The organism is Kordia algicida OT-1 (assembly GCF_000154725.1).
Lineage (GTDB): Bacteria > Bacteroidota > Bacteroidia > Flavobacteriales > Flavobacteriaceae > Kordia > Kordia algicida.
On record NZ_DS544873.1, the window covers coordinates 4,364,401 to 4,383,725 of the forward strand.

Sequence of the window (19,325 nt, forward strand, 5' to 3'; positions counted from 1 at the left end):
GTTTATTCTTCAAGTCCTGCAAAAAGATGCTGGAATTGCTCAACATATCCTTGAAAAACGGTAACTTCTTTTTCAAAAAGTTCCTTTTGTCCGTTGGCATCAAGTAATTCGGTAAGACTCTTGTATTTTTCTAAATACCCGTAAATTTCTTCAAGTGCATTACTCTGTTCACTAAGTGGAACGCCTTTATAATAATCGAGATATTCTAAATATTTCTCTTTTACTTGATTGTAGGTTGCGAGTGCTTTTTCCGTTTTTCCAATTTTAAAATATCCATCAATAAAAGGCTCTGTAAAGATGTAATATCCAAAATGTTTGATTGGCATTTTTTCCAAAGCAAGATCGATGATGTCTTCTGCTTTATCATTTTTACCTTCTTTTACCAATTGTTCCACCAATTTTGCAAGGTTGGTACGATATGAAATACTCTGACGACGTGTTTGCGGATCGTGGTAAATATCATCACTTCCAGAATTTCCCCAATCCCATTTCATCACGTTGTCATACATAAGGTCTGTATTTACACGTCCCATATCGTAATTGCTAGGCAATTTTGTTTCTATAGGAATCAGTTTATACACCAAACCATCTAGTTGAAGGTAATCTTTCATCCAAATGTATTCTGCTTTGTCAAAACTTCCACCTGTAAAGTAAATTGGGCGTTCCCAGTCGTTTTGGTTTAAAATATCAAGCATCATTAGGTTGTTCTTATAAATCGCTGTCTTTGGAAGTTCTATGTCAATATAATCGACCATTTTATCGTGGTCTTCTGGACTTACATATTTCTTAGCATTTTCCTTGTTGACAGGAACTCGGATTTTGGTCACAGGATAATACACAATATTTCGTTGGCTATCAGGAATATTGGTATCATCTACTTCGTATACTTCATCAATTAAATACCCGTATTTAGTTTCTTTTTTATCACTTAAAACCCACTTCATAAAACGATCTAATTCCCAAACAGTACTATCTGCAATGGCAGGATGGCGTTCGTAACGTAGGTAATTTCGGGTTCCGTGTTTGTATTGATCGTGCGTCATTTCTGAAGGAACGGCTTCACTGTCAAACGCTTTCTTTTTCATTTGATCGATATACCAATCTGTTCCAAGCAAACTTGTATTTATCGTTCGTACGTCAGTTCTATAATTTTCGATAGTTTGCGCATACCAAAGAGCAAAAGAATCGTTGTCACCAATAGTAAATATGATAGAACCAACATCTTCCTGAATGGAGTTTAAGTAAGCTTTTGCAGTAGATTGTGCTGTATATCGATTTGATCTGTCGTGATCGTCCCAGTTTTGACTTGCCATTAACAATGGAACTGCTAATAGTGTGACTAAAGTAACTGCTCCTGCGGCAATTTTTCCATCAAGATATGATTTTAAAGAATCAAAAAGTGCGTAGACTCCATAACCTATCCAGATAGCAAATACGTAAAACGAACCTACTAAGGCATAGTCACGTTCTCTTGGTTCAAAAGGTCGTTCGCTTAAGAATATTTTTAAGGCAAGTCCAGTAAACAGGAAGAATACTAGCAATACCCAAAATTGTTTTGGCGCGCGCAGCAGTAAAAATACAAACCCAATAATCCCTAAAATTAAAGGCAAAAAGTAATAGGTGTTTCTTGCTTTGTTTTCTAAAACGTCAGATGGAAGATTGTCTTGAGAAGCGCCCAAATGAATTTCATCAATAAATTTAATTCCGCTTATCCAGTTTCCGTGATTGTCAAGTTTTCCTTGAATATCGTCTTGTCGTCCAACAAAATTCCACATAAAATAGCGCCAATACATATAGCCCATTTGATAGTTGAGTAGGTAATGTAGATTTTGTCCAAACGTAGGTGGTTTTACATTGATGTATTCTCGAATCTTTTTTAGATACTTTTCAAAATCTTCTGCATAAATTTCACCGTTGGCAGCTCGTTTTTTGAAATCATTGATAATTTCTACGATTTGTGGCTCACTACGATATTCGGGTTTAATCTCAAAATCCAACAAACCACTATATTCCATGTAGTTTACAGCGTGTTCGGAACTCCACATGCGTGGTAAAAAGCCTCTGTGTCGGCTATCGGAGTTTTGTTTTGCTCCTTTCCATTGGTTTACAATAACATATTTATCTAATGCTTCACTTTTCTCGTATCTAGGTTTGTCATCAATATATGGTTGCTTTTCGTCCAATCCGCCATATATATCGGTATACATAGGTCCGTATAATACATGTGTTTCAGGATATTGCTCTAAATTGTAATATGCTAATAATAAATGAGCGTTTGAAGGTTGATTTTCATTTACAACAATATCAGAGTTGGCACGAATTGGAATCATAAACCAAGTAGAAAATCCGACCAATATAAACGCCAAACAAAGTGTAATGGTATTAAGTAAGCGGTAATTTTTTTTCCTTGTATAATTGATCGCAAAGTAAAATACTGCAATAAAGGTTAAGCCTGCAATGATATATCCTGAATTAAATGGCAATCCAAACGTATTTACAAAAAACACTTCCATTTCCCAGAAGATACTCAGTGTAGTTGGCGGAATAAATTTAAACACAAACATGAGTACTGCAACAGAAATAACGTTTGCTAAGATGAAGCCTGGAATGGTGGTTTTCTCGTAATTTTTAAAATAATAAATCATTCCCAACGCAGGTATTGTCAATAATCCCATCAAGTGAACTCCAAAAGCAAGTCCAATAACTAACGAAATTAAAACAAGCCATTTGTCTCCTCTTGGTTTGTGCATCTCGTCTGCCCAACGCAATACCAACCAGAATAATACTGCCATCAAGCAAATTGCCATAGCGTATACTTCAGCTTCTACGGCGCTAAACCAAAAACTATCTGAAAACGTAAAAGCTAATGAACCTACAAGTCCACTTCCTAAAACAGCAATCTTTTTTCCTTGTGTGAATTTTACATCTTCGTTGTTAGGATCTGAAGTATTTATTTTTTTCAGAGCAACCTTACGAACCAAATTGGTAATCGACCAAAACATGAATAATATGGTAAAAGCGCTCGAAAAAACAGACAAGTAATTTACCATCAATGCAACTTGTTCAGGTCCGGAAGCAAATGTGCCAAAAATGGCGCCCATCATTTGATAAAAAGGCGCTCCCGGCGGATGCCCAACTTGAAGGTTTGCAGAAGTTGCAATATATTCAGCACAATCCCAATAACTTGCTGTTGGTTCAACAGTTAAGCTAAAAGTGATTAATGCGATTAAAAAAACTACCCATCCTAAAATGGTGTTCCATTTTTTAAAGTTCAAAGAAGTCATGTAATACCTTTTAATTAAGACTAACGGCGAATTTAAGAATTTATCACATAAGAAGTGTATTTTTTTGGAAAACGTTAAGAATCATTTTGTGAAAATAAATGAAAAAAATATTTGGACTTCTCAAACTTTGTTTTAAATTTGCAACCGCATTACAGCAATTGGCCTATGGTGTAACTGGCAACACGTCTGGTTTTGGTCCAGAAGAGTCTAGGTTCGAGCCCTAGTAGGCCAACAAAGCAAAATCCCGATCATTTAATCGGGATTTTTTGTTTGTAATAATTTACATTGTTAACGCTGAGATAAGTTCTTATAGTATATATCGTCATATACTTCTATAGGTAAAGTGAAAAGCTTCTCTAAAAAGCAGAAAAAACTTTTTTATCCAATATCTTCATCAATAAATTACGTTTAAAATATTTTTCTTTAAGTGGTTAAAGCCGTAATTCTTCTGGAAAACATAAATTTTTTTAAGTTTTATATATTTTTTTTAAAACTAAAATCATGGAAATTATTGTCATTCAAGGTATTGTGCTTTATAAAAATGTTAAAATTTCTAAAATTCTTTAACAAATAAGTAATTGTATATCAATATTATAAATTAATTTAATGTTAATATTAATACGTTTATATGCAATGTTGATAGTAATACTATTATCTTTGCGTTCGTAAATATTGAAATAGTGAATTCTTAAATGTTTCGCAGTATATTTACAAATATAAAAAGGAACGTTTTTAATGTAAAAAAAATGGCAAATACTCAATTATCACCTTGGCAACGTTTTGTTGGCTTACTTCAATTAGAGAAAAAAGATATTTTGCAGATTCTATATTATGCCATATTTGCAGGAATCGTGGCATTGTCGCTTCCGTTGGGAATTCAGTCTATTATCAACCTTATACAAGGCGCGCAGGTGTCTACTTCATGGGTTGTATTGGTCGTTTTGGTAACACTTGGTGTAATTTTTTCTGGAGCTTTACAGCTAATGCAATTGCGAATTATAGAAACGGTTCAGCAGCGTATTTTTATGCGAGCTTCTTTTGAATTGAGTTATCGTTTTCCAAAAATTAGAATGGACGAATTACACAATTACTATCCGCCAGAATTGGCAAACCGCTTCTTTGATACATTAACCATTCAAAAAGGACTTTCTAAAATTTTGATAGACGTGCCATCAGCATTGCTACAAATTTTATTTGCTTTAATTCTACTATCATTTTATCATCCGTTTTTTATCATATTTGGTGTATTGCTAGTTGCGTTGATTTTTATCGTATTCAAATACACCGCAAGGAGAGGTTTGCAAACCAGCTTAGACGAGTCGAAAAATAAATATAAAGTAGCTCATTGGATTCAGGAAGTTGCCAGAACCATGGTAAGTTTCAAACTTTCAGGAAATACCAATCTCGCACTCAAAAAAAATGATGTATTGGTAGAAGGATATCTCAAAGCTCGTGAAAGTCATTTCCGTGTTCTGGTAATGCAATTCATTCAAATGATTTCATTTAAAGTATTAGTAACTGCTTCTTTGCTACTAATTGGTGGTGCTTTGGTGCTAAATCAAGAAATGAACATTGGACAGTTTGTTGCTGCCGAAATCATTATCTTATTAGTCATTGGTTCGGTTGAAAAATTAATTGTAGGTTTAGAATCGTTCTACGACGTTTTAACTTCTATAGAAAAATTAGGGCAAGTAGTAGACAAAGGTTTGGAACCGCAAGAAGGCGAAACGCCAAATTTTGAAGAAGAAATGGAAATTGAGTTAGACAATGTTTCGTATGAAGTTTCTAACAGAGAAAAACCAATCTTAAAAGATATTTCATTTACAATCACGCCCAAAAGCAGAATTTTAATTCAAGGTGAAAGCGGTTCTGGAAAATCGAGTTTGTTACGATTGATCGCAGGAGTAAATGCGCCAACTTCAGGAAGTGTGTATGTCAATAAATTTTCAATAGAAAGTTTACATTTAAATTATTACCGAACACACTTAGGATTATCACTTTCAGAAGAAACACCATTTGAAGGAACAATCAGGGAAAATCTCGCATTTGGAAACGAAAATATCTCTGATGAAACAATTTTTTGGGCACTTGAAAAAGTAGGCTTAACACAATTCATTAAAGAACAACCACAAGGTTTGCGAACCATTTTAAATCCTGAAGGAAAACAAATTTCATACAATATTTCCAAGAAAATAGTATTGGCAAGAGCCATCATCAAAAAACCAAAGGTGTTGATTCTAGAAGATCCACTCGATCAATTTAATGAAGATGAAAGTAATAGAATTATTGACTTTATAACAGACAAATCAAATCCGTGGGCACTAATTGTTGTGAGTAGCAACGAACGTTGGAAAACAAATTGTGGCGGAATAATTACACTAGATAAAGGAGAAATTAAAGATAGAAAGGCATGCTAAATATTTCAAATAATCAGCTTAATAAAAAAGTAAAACTTACGCAGTTTGCATCTGGTAAGCTTGTCTTTAATAAACAATATTACAAGCAACTCAATAAGTTTTTGTTAACCTTTGCCATTGTGGGAATTATTGTGCTATTCCTTCCTTGGACACAAAATATTTCTGGACAAGGACAAGTCACAACCTTGCGACCAGATCAGCGTCCGCAAACAATTCAATCACAAATTCCTGGGCGAATTGAGCAATGGTATGTTCGTGAAGGTGATTCAGTACGCAAAGGAGACACTATTTTAAAAATATCTGAAGTAAAAAGTGAATACTTTGACGATAAATTGGTTGAAAGAACAGGCGATCAAATCAAAGCGAAATCTTCTTCGGTAGTTGCTTACAAAGGAAAAATTAGTGCTTTGGAGAGACAAGTTTCCGCTTTGTTACGTGAGCGTGATTTAAAACTAGAACAAACGCAAAACAAACTCTTGCAAGCAAAGCTGAAAATTAAAGGCGATAGTATCGATGTAGAAGCTGCTCGCATCAATAAAAACATTGCGCAACGTCAGTATGACCGAACGTTAACGTTGCAAAAAGAAGGTTTAAAAGCGGTAAAAGATGTAGAGGAAAAGCGTTTAAAATTGCAAGAAACGGAGGCAAAATTAATTTCACTTGAAAATAAATTTTTGGCGAACAAAAACGACCTTATCAACGCAAAAATCGAATTATCTAAAACAAAAGCGGCATACGCAGACAAAATTTCAAAAGCGCAGAGTGATATGTTTACAGCGCAGTCAAGTCAGTTTGATACAGAAGCGCAAGTGACAAAATTAGAAAATCAATATACCAATTACAAAATCCGAAATGGTTTGCAGTACATTCTAGCGCCGCAAGATGGTTTTATCAACAAAGCCTTAAAAGGTGGAATTGGAGAAACCTTTAAAGAAGGGGAAGAATTGGTAGGAATCATGCCTGCAAGTTATGAATTGGCAGTAGAAAGTTATGTGCGTCCAATTGATTTGCCATTAATTCACATTGGCGAAAAAGTCCGTATACAATTTGATGGTTGGCCTGCAATCATTTTCAGTGGTTGGCCAAATGTATCTTACGGAACTTATGGAGCCAAAGTAGTTGCAATTGAAAACTTTATCAGTGAAAACGGAAAATACAGAATATTACTTGCCCCAGACGAAAACGATCACGATTGGCCAACGGCAATTCGAGTGGGTTCAGGAGCAAAAACAATCGCGCTATTAGACGATGTGCCAATTTGGTTTGAATTGTGGAGACAACTCAACAGTTTTCCACCAAACTACTATCAGCCAGAAGGAACAAGCGCAAAAAACAAAACAGCTAAGAAGAAATAACTATGAGATACATCTTTCTTTTACTTGTATTTCTTTTCAGTGGAAATGTTACGGCTCAAATAGAAAATCCGTTGGACTCTATATTGTCTTTAGATGAATATCTTGGGTATGTAAAAACGTATCATCCTATCGTGAAACAGGCAAATTTGATTATCAACGAAAGTGAAGCCAAATTGCTAAAAGCTCGTGGTGCGTTTGACCCGAAATTGGAAGTCGATTACAATCGTAAAAAATTCAAAAACACAGAATATTACGACAAACTTAATGCGACATTTAAAATTCCAACGTGGTATGGTGTCGAATTCAAAGCAAATTTTGAAGAAAATACAGGTGAGTTCTTAAATCCTGAGTTAACCGTGCCAACCGATGGCTTATACAGCGCAGGAGTTTCGGTTTCGCTCGCAAGAGGTTTACTAATTAATGAACGAATGGCAATGCTCAAACAAGCCAAACTATTCACACAACAAGCGCAAGTAGATCAGCAACTATTGGTCAATGAAATACTGTACGAAGCCGCAATAACCTATTTTAAATGGTTAAAATCTTATAGAAACAAAGAAGTATACGAATCCTTTTTGTCGAATGCGGCATTGCGTTTTGACGGAATCAAAAGAAGTTTTCGCGAAGGTGAAAAAGCCGCAATTGATACGCTTGAAGCGCGATTGACCTTAAACACCAGAAAATTAGACTTAGAAAAAGCGCGGATCAACTATGTAAAATCGTCATTGGAACTCTCTAATTTTTTATGGCTAAATAACAACACGCCTGTTGAACTCAGAGAAAATATTCAGCCAGATACAACTACGTTTGAACGTATTGACGAAATTTTGAATGTAACTGCGTTTGATAGTGAAGATTTTGATGTAGAAGCGCATCCAAAAATTCAGTCGCTCAACCTCAAATATGAAAGTTTACAACTCAACAGGCGATTAAAACAAAATATGTTATTGCCAAAAATTGACTTGCAATACAACTTTCTGTCGCAAACACCAGACGAAGTAGGAACCTTTAATACGCAAAACTATAAAGCAGGATTAAACATCAGTTTTCCGTTATTCTTACGAAAAGAACGCGGAGATTTGCGCTTGGCGAAACTCAAACTACAAGACTTAGAATTTGAACGAACCACCACACGCGTCACGCTCAAAAACAAAATTGACGCTGTAACACAGGAAATAAATTCATACATATTGCAAAATCAACTTACGGAACAATTGGTAAATGACTATGAAGTCATGTTGCAAGCGGAAGAACGTAAATTTTTCTTAGGAGAAAGCTCGTTGTTTCTAGTAAATTCGCGAGAAGCAAAGCTAATAGAAAACAAAATAAAAGCCATTGATTTGGAAAACAAATATTTCAAAACCAAAGCAAGTTTATTCAATATTATGGCGAATTTGTTGTAGTAAAATGAAAAAGAAAAAGTAAAAATCCCAATCGTCACAGATTGGGATTTTTTAATAATATTTTTAGTTATTCAATCATTCAATCTTTAAATCTTAAAAGTAATCACAGGGCGCAACGCATGATTTACCAAATCTTCACTAATGCTTCCATTAAAAAAATGCGCCAAACCTTGTCGTCCATGTGTGCTCATTCCAATTAAATCGGCATCAATGGCGCGCGAAAAATTCAAAATTCCGTGTTCAATAGTATCATCGTTGTAAATATGTGTTTCATGTTCGCCAAGTTCATCATAACTCGCAATAAAATCATTCATTTTCTTTTCTGCAGCAGCAGTAGTCACAAAACGATTTGGTGTATTTACAAACAACAAATGAAGCTTTGCGTTAAAGCTATTTGCAAAATCTACGGCTTGTTCGAATACCAATTTTTGATCGTCGGTAAAATCAGAAGCAAACACAAAATTGCTCACATTAAAATTTTCAATATCATTCTTAATTACCAAAACAGGCGCATCTGCAGTACGAACAACCTTCTCAGTATTTGAACCGATAAACATTTCTTTAATGCCAGAAACACCACTAGAACCCATCACAACCAAATCAATGTCATACTGTCTAATTGCCATCGTGATGCCATCAAAAGCTTTGTGAGATTCCACAGTAACTTCTACATTAATTCCTTGCATAAAATCTTGCTGCATTGTTTTCTCAAAACGCTCATTGGCAATTTTCATAAAAAGTAATTGTTCGGGCACATCTAAATTTGTGTCTCCCGACAAAAGATGCGAAGGCATTTCGAGCATGTGCATCAAATAAATGGTTGCATTATTTTGTCTGGCTAATGAAGCGGCAACTTTCAGTGCATAATCAGCTTGCTCTGAAAAATCGGTTGGAAGTAGAATTTTTTTCATCTAACTATTAAGTTTTTAGTATAATAACTAAAGTTACAAATAAAATCCTTTGGTTGAATAGTTTTTAAGATTAGAAAAAATGTGTATATTTGCACCGTTATAAGACGAAAAGAATACAAATGAGGGGACAGAAGTCCCCTCTTTTCATACTAAAAATGTTTAAAGAAAAAGTTACAAAATTATTGCAGGAAGTACTAGAAGAAGAATCTTCATTGTTCCTGATTTCTAAAGAGATACAAGCTGGAAACAAGATTGTAATTGTGATTGATGGCGATAATGGTGTAACGTTAAATGACTGTATGAAAGTGAGTCGTCATATAGAACATAACCTTGATCGAGAAGAAGAAGATTTTTCGTTAGAAGTATTATCTTCGGGAATCTCTGAAGGAATTACACACATTCGTCAGTACAAGAAAAATGTGGGTAGAAAATTAGAAATCATCATGGCAGATAACCAAAAAGTAACAGGTACTTTGGTAGAAGCTGACGATGAAAAAGTAAAACTGCAATGGAAAGCGCGCGAGCCAAAACCCATTGGAAAAGGTAAAATAACGGTTCAAAAAGAACAAGAAATACCTTATAAAGATATTGTAAAAGCAAAAGTTATGGTAACATTTAATTAAAGACATGTCATGGAGAATCTAGCATTGATTGAGTCGTTTTCAGAATTTAAGGACGACAAGCTAATAGATCGTGTAACGCTAATGGCGATATTAGAAGATGTTTTTAGAAATGCATTAAAAAAGAAATTTGGATCAGATGATAATTTTGACATCATTATAAATCCCGACAAAGGAGATTTGGAAATTTGGAGAAATAGAATCGTAGTAGCTGATGGAGAAGTAGAAGACCCAAATCAAGAAATTGAGTTAACAGACGCTCGAAAAATTGAGCCAGATTTTGAAGTTGGAGAAGATGTATCTGAAGAAGTAAAATTAATCGACCTAGGAAGGAGAGCAATCTTAGCCTTGCGTCAAAACTTAATTTCAAAAATACACGAACACGATAATACAACCATCTACAAACAATTTAAAGATTTAGTAGGTGACATTTACACGGCAGAAGTTCATCATATCAGACACAGAGCAGTAATACTCTTAGATGATGAAGGAAATGAAATCGTGTTGCCAAAAGAAAACCAAATTCCATCAGATTTTTTCCGCAAAGGTGAAAATGTAAGAGGAATTATTGACAGAGTAGATTTAAAAGGAAATAAACCTATGATCGTCATGTCGAGAACGGCACCAGAATTCTTGGAAAAACTATTTGAACAAGAAATTCCAGAAGTTTTTGACGGACTTATCACGGTTAAAAAAGTAGTAAGAATTCCAGGTGAAAAAGCAAAAGTAGCAGTTGATTCTTACGATGATAGAATTGACCCTGTGGGTGCATGTGTGGGAATGAAAGGTTCTCGTATTCACGGAATTGTAAGAGAATTAGGGAACGAAAATATAGATGTAATTAATTACACAACAAACTTACAACTATACATTACACGTGCCTTAAGTCCTGCAAGAGTAAGTTCGCTTAAAATTGATGAAGAAGCGAAACGTGTAGAAGTATTCTTAAAACCAGAAGAAGTATCAAAAGCAATCGGTAAAGGTGGATTCAACATTCGATTAGCAGGACAACTTACAGGATATGAAATTGATGTATATCGTGAAGGTGTTGAAGAAGATGTTGAATTAACAGAATTCTCTGATGAAATTGAAGCTTGGGTAATAGAAGAATTTAAGAAAATTGGTTTAGATACCGCAAAAAGTGTGCTAGATCAAGAATTGGACTTCCTCGTAAAACAAACGGATTTAGAGGAAGAAACTGTTGGGGAAGTAATACGAATTCTAAAAGAAGAATTCGAAGATTAACAAAAGCAGTTTTTTATTTAAAAAGAGGGTAAAATTTAAAATAGCTTATGGCTGAACAAAACAAAATAAGGCTTAGTAAAGTACTACGCGAACTAAACATTTCGATCGATAGAGCTGTCGACTTCTTAACGCAGAAAGGTTTTTCTGTGGAAAAAAGACCTACGACCAAAATATCGAAAGAAATATACAATGTGCTACTTGATGGTTTTCAAACCGACAAGAGTAAAAAAGTAGCTTCCAAAGAACTTGGAGAGGAGAAAAGGAAGGAGAAAGAAGCACTAAGAGAACAACTTGCAAAAGAGCAAGAAGAAGCACAGCGTTTACGTGAAGAACGTGAAAAAGTAGTGCGCGCAAAAGCAAACCTTTCTAAACCGAAAACGATTGGAAAAATAGATCTAAACCCTCAAAAAGATACATCGTCTTCAGAAAAGAAAGAAGCTGAAACAGCGCCAAAAGCTCCTGTTCAAAAAGAGTCTAAGCAAGAAGCTAAAAAAGAAGAAGCAAAACAATCTGCTCCTAAAAAAGAAGCAAAACCGCAAAAAACGCAGACAATTTCAAACAGACCAACTTTCTCAAAACCAAAACAGGTTCAGAAAGTTGAACAAAAAGAAAAGCCTGCAAAAAAAGCTCCTGCAAAAGAGGAAGCTAAAACGGAAACGCCATCTGAGCCAGAGAAAAAAGTAATTGAAACAAAATATCAAAAACTTTCTGGTCCTAAAATGACAGGTCAAAAAATTGACTTGACAAAATTTAACAAGGCAAAAAAGAAAAAAGAAGATTCCAAAAAAGAATCGGAAGCAGATAAAAGAAAGAAACGTAAACGTATTTCAAAAACCGGATCAGGAAACAATAACCGTTCTGGTGGAAACAATAGATTTGGAGGAAACAAAGGCGGAGGAAATCGTGGTGGAAACCGTAGAGGTGGACAGCGAAAAGCACCTGTTGCTAAAGTAGAGCCAACAGACGAAGAAGTACAAAAACAAGTACGTGAAACGCTTGAAAAACTTCAAGGGAAAAGCAACAAATCTAAAGGAGCTAAATACCGTAGAGACAAGCGTGACATCCGTAGGCAGAAAACGGAAGAAGATTTAGAACAACAAGCAGCAGAAAGCAAAGTATTAAAAGCAACAGAATTCGTAACTGTTGGTGAACTTGCTACAATGATGGATGTTGGAATCAATGACATTATCTCAAAATGTATGATGTTGGGAATCATGGTAACCATGAACCAGCGTTTGGATGCAGATACACTATCAATAGTAGCAGAAGAATTTGGCTTTACAGTTGATTTCGTCGCTGCTGATATTGAAGAAGCAATCCAAGAAGAAGAAGATGCGCCAGAAGATCTATCTCCAAGAGCACCAATTGTGACGGTAATGGGACACGTAGATCACGGTAAAACATCATTGCTTGATTACATTCGAAAAGAAAATGTAATTGCAGGTGAATCTGGAGGAATCACACAGCACATCGGAGCATACGGAGTGCAGCTAGAAAATGGGCAGCGAATCACATTTCTAGATACGCCTGGTCACGAAGCCTTTACAGCAATGCGTGCTCGTGGTGCGCAAGTAACGGATATTGCAATTATTGTAATCGCAGCAGATGATGATGTAATGCCGCAAACAAAAGAAGCAATCAGTCACGCGCAAGCCGCTGGAGTTCCTATTGTTTTTGCAATCAACAAAATTGATAGACCAACAGCAAATCCAGACAAAATTAAAGAGAAACTAGCAGCAATGAATTTGTTGGTAGAAGATTGGGGAGGAAAAATTCAATCGCATGATATCTCTGCAAAAACTGGATTGGGTGTTGGTGAATTGTTAGAAAAAGTATTGCTTGAAGCAGAATTATTAGAACTAAAAGCAAACCCAGATAAAAATGCCGTGGGAACTGTAGTAGAAGCATTCCTTGACAAAGGTCGTGGTTATGTATCAACAATTCTTGTGCAAAATGGTACCTTAAAAATTGGAGATTACTTATTGGCTGGAAAGCACAGTGGTAAAATCAAAGCGATGTACGATGAGCGTGGTAAAAAAGTAAAAACTGCCAATCCTTCAACACCAGTATCAATACTTGGTTTAGATGGAGCGCCACAAGCAGGTGATAAATTCAATGTCTTTGAAGATGAAAAAGATGCGAAGCAAATTGCCGCAAAACGTACACAATTGCTACGTGAACAATCTGTAAGAACGCAACGTAGAACTACGCTTGGTGATATTGGTAGAAGAATCAAAATTGGAGACTTTAAAGAGCTTAATATCATTCTTAAAGGTGATGTGGATGGTTCGGTTGAAGCCTTAACAGATTCATTCCAAAAACTATCAACGGAAGAAATTGAAGTAAAAATCATTCACAAAGCGGTTGGTGCTATCACAGAAAGTGATGTGTTGTTAGCAAGTGCGTCAGATGCGATTATCATCGGATTTAATGTAAGACCAGCAGGAAACGCAAGAATGGTAGCTGATAAAGAAGAAATCGATATCCGTACGTATTCAATCATCTATGATGCTATCAATGATGTAAAAGATGCTATGGAAGGATTGCTATCACCAGAAATGAAAGAAGAAATTACTGGAAACGCTGAAATTAGAGAAACATTCAAAATCTCTAAAGTGGGTACAATTGCAGGATGTATGGTGACAGATGGTAAAATATTTAGAAACTCTAACATCAGATTAATTCGTGATGGAGTTGTAATATTTACTGGTGAATTGGCTTCGTTAAAACGTTTCAAAGATGACGTAAAAGAAGTAAGTAAAGGGTATGACTGTGGATTGCAAATCAAAAACTACAACGACATCAAAGAAGGTGACATTGTAGAGGCTTTCCAAGAAATTGCAGTAAAGAAAAAGTTGAAATAAACTTTCTAAAATATGTACAAAAAAGGATCGCAATTGCGATCCTTTTTTTATGATATACGATTATTAAATCAATTCAATAATCGTTACTTTTTCTTCTTCTTTGGAGGTGTAAAAACAAAAGCGTTTGGAAAAGTCTTTTGTACTTCTACTAAATAACGTTCAGCCTCCAAACTCGTTCTAAAATTTCCTACCCAAACTTTATAATTTGGAGTTTCAAATTTAATATTGGCAGGAATATCATAGTACTTTGCTTCAAATCTAGACTTCACTTTTTGAGCATTTCGGAGTTTTCCATTGAAGATTTGAATCTTCAAACGCGTGTCGTTATCCGTTTCTTGGTTAATTTCTTTCTGATATGTAAGTAATTTATCAATTTTCGGGTCTTTGGAGATGTTAATTTCTCCTTGTTGTGCTGTTGCAACTCCCGAATAAAAAAAAGCTGTTAAAGCTAAAATAGCAATCTTTTCTAAAGCTAAAAATCTCATAATGAATACAATTTTATACAAATGTAAAATATACTAACGAACTTTAGAGTACAAATGTTATTTAGAATTACTATAAATTACAAATTAACAGTTCACTAACATTTCTCAAATTAAACGCTATTTGTATTTTTGCTCAAATTTGGAACAAGCATGAACGTCTAAGTTCAAACTAAACTTAGAAAAAACCATGCCAAATTAAGAAGACTTTAAAATATGAAAAAGGTGAATCACCGTAATTCAATTTCAAGAATTTTAGGAATCGCGCTAGCGCTAATGCTAGCATTTTCAACTTCTATCTTTGCTCAAGGCGAGGCCGCAATAAAAGAAGGTGAAGCTTTGTTTAAAGCAAATTGTGCTGCTTGTCATAAAATGGATGCCATGTCTACGGGTCCAGCATTAAGAGGAGTGGAAGCACGTTTGGAGGAAGAAGAAGGCTTAGATCGTGAGTGGTTGTATAAATGGATCAAAAACAGTTCGGCACTAATCAAGTCGGGAGATCGTTATGCAGTTAAAGTGTACGAAGCTAATGGTAAACGTCAAATGACAGCGTTTCCGCAGTTAAGTAATGAGGATATTGATAATATTCTTGCGTATACTGCTCAGGAAAAAGCGCCGCCGGTTAATGGTGGTGGTGAGTTGACTCCAGTAGTTGTAGATAATGGAGGTTTCTCAAACAAAATGATTCTTTGGGCGTTAATCGTGTTATTTGGATTGCTTGCTCTAGGGTTGTTCTTAGTAAATAAAACACTTCGCAAATTTGCAGTTGCCAATGGTACGTTGGTTGTTGAAGAAGAAAAAGGAACGCCAATATGGAAAGCATTTGTTCAAAATCAATTCTTGGTAATTGTAGCGACTATCTTTTTCTTGTTAGGTTCAGCATATTTTGGGTATGGGTATCTAATGCAAGTTGGAGTCGATCAAGGATATCAACCAATTCAGCCAATCCATTACTCACACAGAATTCACGCTGGAGATAATAAAATAGAATGTAAATACTGTCACTCGTCAGCGAGAGTAAGTAAGCATTCAGGAATTCCATCATTAAATGTATGTATGAACTGTCACAAAAACATTGCGCAGGTATCTGAAGATGTTCAGAAAGAAGGTGTAAAGTATGGTGTTGACTACAATGCAGAAATTCAGAAACTCTATGAGGCAACAGGTTGGGATCCAACAAAGCAAGATTATGTAAATGATCCAAAGCCAGTAAAATGGGTGCGTATTCATAACTTGCCAGACTTTGTGTACTTCAATCACTCGCAACACGTATCTGTAGCAGGAGTTGACTGTCAAACATGTCACGGGCAAATTCAAGAAATGGAAATTGTTGAGCAACACTCTCCACTAACAATGGGATGGTGCATCAACTGTCACAGAGAAACAGATGTGAACTTCAGAGGAAGTGCATACTATGACAAGATTCACGAGCAGTTAAAAGAAAAATATGGTGTTGAATCATTCAAAGCGTCTCAAATGGGAGCGTTAGAATGTGGAAAATGTCACTATTAATAGTAATATAAGAAGCTAATTATATATAATATGGCATCAAACAAGAAATACTGGAAAAGTGTTGAGGAGCTAAATGAAAATAGCACTATTGTTGAGACGCTTAGACAGAATGAGTTTGTAGAAGAAGTTCCTGTAGATGAATTCTTAGGGGATAAACAGACTTTAGAGTCTTCTTCAACTTCTCGTAGAGACTTTCTTAAATATGTTGGTTTTAGTACAGCTGCTGCAACATTGGCAGCCTGTGAAGGGCCAGTTATTAAATCTATTCCTTATGTAGTGCAACCAGAAACAATTGTTCCTGGAGTTGCAGACTACTACGCAACAACAATTGCTGATGGATATGATTTTGCAAGTATTTTAATTAAAACACGAGAAGGTCGTCCAATTAAAGTTGAAAACAACAAGGAAGCTGTAACTAAAGGAAGTGCAAATGCAAGAGTTCATGCGTCTGTATTATCTTTATATGATAGCATGAGAGTTAAGCAACCTAAAATTGCTGGTGCAGATGCTTCTTGGGAAACGTTGGATGCTGAAATTGGTCAAAAACTAAACCAAGTAAGTGCTTCTGGAAAGCAAATCGTTTTACTTACACAAACTTTTGCAAGTCCTTCAACTGCAAAATTAGTTGGAGAATTTAAAGCAAGATATGGAAACGTAAATCATGTAGTATACGATGCAATCTCAGAATCTACAGCATTAGATGCTTTTGAAGCTAAATACGGTCAAAGAGCATTAGCTGATTACGACTTTTCTAAAGCAGAAGTGATCGTGTCTGTCGGAGCTGACTTCTTAGGAGATTGGCAAGGTGGTGGATATGATGATGGTTATGCTAAAGGTAGAATTCCTACTGGTAAGCATGGTCAGGCAAAAATGTCTAGACATGTGCAGTTTGAAGCAAACATGACATTATCAGGTGCAAATGCTGATAAGCGTGTGCCGTTATCTCCATCAGATCAAAAAGTTGCTTTAGCAAAAATCTATGCAGGAGTTACAGGAAATAGTGTTTCAGGTAGAAAACTATCTGATAAAGTTGAAGATGCGATCAAAAAAGCAGTTGCGCAACTTAAAAAAGCAAATTCTAAAGCAGTTGTGGTATCAGGAATCAATGATGTTGATGCGCAAAGCTTAGTGTTGGCTATCAATGAAAGCTTAAATAGTGAAGCGTTTGACAAAGATGCGCCACGTAAAATAAGACAAGGTGATGATAAAGCTGTAGCAAAACTAATCAGTGATATGAAAGCTGGTACTGTTGGAGGAATCATCATGGCTGGAGTAAATCCAGTATATACATTGCCAAATGGAGAAGAATTTGGTGAAGCTTTAAGTAAATTAGACTTAGCTGTTACATTCACGCAAAAAGAAGATGAAACAGCATTAAAAACGAAATACGTAGCTGCTGCTCCACATTATTTAGAATCTTGGGGAGATGTAGAGATCAAAAAAGGTCACTACAGTGTAATGCAACCTACAATTCGTCCATTATTTGATACAAGACAATTTCAAGACGCTTTATTAAAGTGGACTGGAAATGAAAAAGCATACTACGAATACCTAAAAGAAACATGGACTACAGAAATTCTTGGAGGAACTCCTTGGAATATAGCTGTTCATGATGGTGTATTCAAAACAACAGCAGAAGTAAGTTTGGCTGATGAAGCCAATGCTGCTATTGAAGAAGCGGAAGCTAACCAAACAGACGAAGAAGTAGGAGCGACAGCAATGCAAAACACAGATGTTGGTGCGCAAGCTAGAAAATTGGCTTCAACTCCTGCGGCTTCTGGAATGGAGTTGGTTTTATACGCTAAAACAGGAATGGGAGATGGACAACAAGCTAACAACCCTTGGTTGCAAGAATTCCCTGATCCAATTACTAGAGCTTCTTGGGATAACTACTTAACCATATCTCAAGCTGATGCTGATGCAAATGAAATCAAAAACTGGAATGTTGCCAATGGCGGATTAAACGGTAGCTATGTTGATGTTACTGTAAATGGTCAGGTAATAAAAAATGTGCCAGTAATCATTCAGCCAGGTCAAGCAAAAGGAACTGTTGGTTTAGCTTTAGGTTACGGTAAAAAAGCCGGAATCAAAGAAGAAATGCAAACGGGAGTAAACGCTTATAAAATTTACAACAACTTCAATGCAACTCAAAACGTCTCAATCTCACTAGCTGGCGGAACACACGAATTTGCTTGTGTGCAGTTGCACAATACGCTAATGGGTAGAGGTGACATTGTAAAAGAAACAACATTAGAAATATTCAATACGAAAGATCACCACGAATGGAATCCAATGCCACATGTGTCTAAAAATCATGAAATGATTGATGCGACAGATCCTGGTGCGGATATGTGGGATGAATTTGATCGTTCTATTGGACATCACTTCAACTTAGCTATTGACTTAAACGCTTGTACGGGTTGTGGAGCATGTGTAATTGCATGTCACGCAGAAAACAATGTGCCAGTAGTTGGTAAATCAGAAGTAAGACGAAGTAGAGATATGCACTGGTTGCGTATTGATAGATACTATTCATCTGAAGATACTTTCAGTGAAGATGTTGAAAAGAAAGAAAACTTTGGCGGGCTATTTGGAGACAATGGTTCATTAGGAGGATTTGTTGAAATGGAAGATCCAGCAGAAAATCCACAAGTTGCTTTCCAACCTGTAATGTGTCAGCACTGTAATCATGCACCATGTGAAACAGTATGTCCAGTAGCAGCAACATCACACGGTCGTCAAGGTCAAAACCATATGGCATATAACCGTTGTGTTGGAACACGTTACTGTGCAAACAACTGTCCTTACAAAGTACGTCGATTCAACTGGTTCTTATACAACAAGAATGATGAGTTCGATTATCACATGAATGACGACTTAGGTCGTATGGTATTAAACCCAGATGTAGTAGTACGTTCTAGAGGTGTGATGGAAAAATGTTCTATGTGTATTCAAAAAACACAAAAAACAATCCTTGATGCAAAACGTGATGGAAGACCTGTAAAAGACGGTGAATTCCAAACGGCTTGTTCTGCGGCATGTAGTTCAGGAGCAATGACATTCGGAGACATCAATGATAAAGAAAGCAAAGTTGCTGAATTATTAGAAGATGACCGTATGTATCATTTATTAGAGCATGTTGGGACAAAACCAAACGTACAATATCACGTAAAGGTTAGAAACACTAAAGAAGCATAAAAAATAATTAATAAGAAACAATTATAAACGGATT

General features: G+C 35.8%; 11 protein-coding genes and 1 tRNA gene. 9 read left to right on the top strand and 3 right to left on the bottom strand.

All coding sequences use genetic code 11. From position 1 onward, the window contains the following. Positions 1-2: 2 nt before the first annotated feature. Positions 3-3,284 carry a glycosyltransferase family 117 protein gene (locus KAOT1_RS18655; protein ID WP_007096454.1) on the bottom strand — a complete coding sequence of 1,094 codons (3,282 nt, stop codon included), beginning with the start codon at positions 3,282-3,284 and terminating at the stop codon, positions 3-5. A gap of 159 nt (positions 3,285-3,443) precedes the next feature. Here KAOT1_RS18655 and KAOT1_RS18660 point away from each other — a divergent pair. From KAOT1_RS18660 to KAOT1_RS18675, 4 genes are all read left to right on the top strand, one after another. Continuing rightward, a tRNA-Gln gene (locus KAOT1_RS18660) sits at positions 3,444-3,516 on the top strand. A 514-nt stretch (positions 3,517-4,030) separates the two neighbouring features. Continuing rightward, positions 4,031-5,701 carry a peptidase domain-containing ABC transporter gene (locus tag KAOT1_RS18665; protein ID WP_007096456.1) on the top strand — a complete coding sequence of 557 codons (1,671 nt, stop codon included), beginning with the start codon at positions 4,031-4,033 and terminating at the stop codon, positions 5,699-5,701. Next, a complete protein-coding gene (locus KAOT1_RS18670; RefSeq protein ID WP_007096457.1) occupies positions 5,695-7,056 on the top strand; it encodes an HlyD family secretion protein in 1,362 nt (453 codons plus the stop codon). Before KAOT1_RS18665 ends, KAOT1_RS18670 begins: the two co-directional genes overlap by 7 nt. A 2-nt stretch (positions 7,057-7,058) precedes the next feature. Next, complete coding sequence (locus tag KAOT1_RS18675; RefSeq protein ID WP_007096458.1) at positions 7,059-8,459, top strand: TolC family protein; 1,401 nt, start codon at positions 7,059-7,061, stop codon at positions 8,457-8,459. An 86-nt stretch (positions 8,460-8,545) separates the two neighbouring features. Here KAOT1_RS18675 and KAOT1_RS18680 read toward each other — a convergent pair whose 3' ends face one another. Beyond that, positions 8,546-9,370: a universal stress protein gene (locus tag KAOT1_RS18680; protein ID WP_007096459.1), complete on the bottom strand. Its 825-nt coding sequence runs from the start codon at positions 9,368-9,370 to the stop codon at positions 8,546-8,548. Positions 9,371-9,525: 155 nt separating this feature from the next. On the opposite strand from KAOT1_RS18680, the gene rimP reads away from it, so the two are divergent. The 3 genes from rimP to infB are packed head-to-tail and all read left to right on the top strand — an operon-like array spanning position 9,526 to position 14,099. Beyond that, entirely contained in the window at positions 9,526-9,993 is a 468-nt protein-coding gene (gene rimP, locus KAOT1_RS18685) for a ribosome assembly cofactor RimP (protein ID WP_007096460.1), read from the top strand. Positions 9,994-10,002: 9 nt separating this feature from the next. Next, positions 10,003-11,235, top strand: a complete 1,233-nt coding sequence (nusA, locus tag KAOT1_RS18690; protein WP_007096461.1) for a transcription termination factor NusA — start codon at positions 10,003-10,005, stop codon at positions 11,233-11,235. Positions 11,236-11,282: 47 nt separating this feature from the next. After that, positions 11,283-14,099, top strand: coding sequence for a translation initiation factor IF-2 (gene infB, locus KAOT1_RS18695; RefSeq protein WP_007096462.1), 2,817 nt, complete (start codon positions 11,283-11,285; stop codon positions 14,097-14,099). Between the two features lie 83 nt (positions 14,100-14,182). On the opposite strand, the gene KAOT1_RS18700 is transcribed toward infB, so the two are convergent. Further along, entirely contained in the window at positions 14,183-14,584 is a 402-nt protein-coding gene (locus tag KAOT1_RS18700; RefSeq protein WP_007096463.1) for an SPOR domain-containing protein, read from the bottom strand. 213 nt (positions 14,585-14,797) lie between these two features. On the opposite strand from KAOT1_RS18700, the gene KAOT1_RS18705 reads away from it, so the two are divergent. Continuing rightward, positions 14,798-16,093 (top strand): cytochrome c3 family protein, encoded by a 1,296-nt coding sequence (locus tag KAOT1_RS18705; RefSeq protein ID WP_007096464.1) that lies wholly within the window; start codon positions 14,798-14,800, stop codon positions 16,091-16,093. 30 nt (positions 16,094-16,123) lie between these two features. Next, entirely contained in the window at positions 16,124-19,291 is a 3,168-nt protein-coding gene (locus KAOT1_RS18710) for a TAT-variant-translocated molybdopterin oxidoreductase (RefSeq protein WP_007096465.1), read from the top strand. The last annotated feature ends 34 nt before the right edge of the window (positions 19,292-19,325 follow it).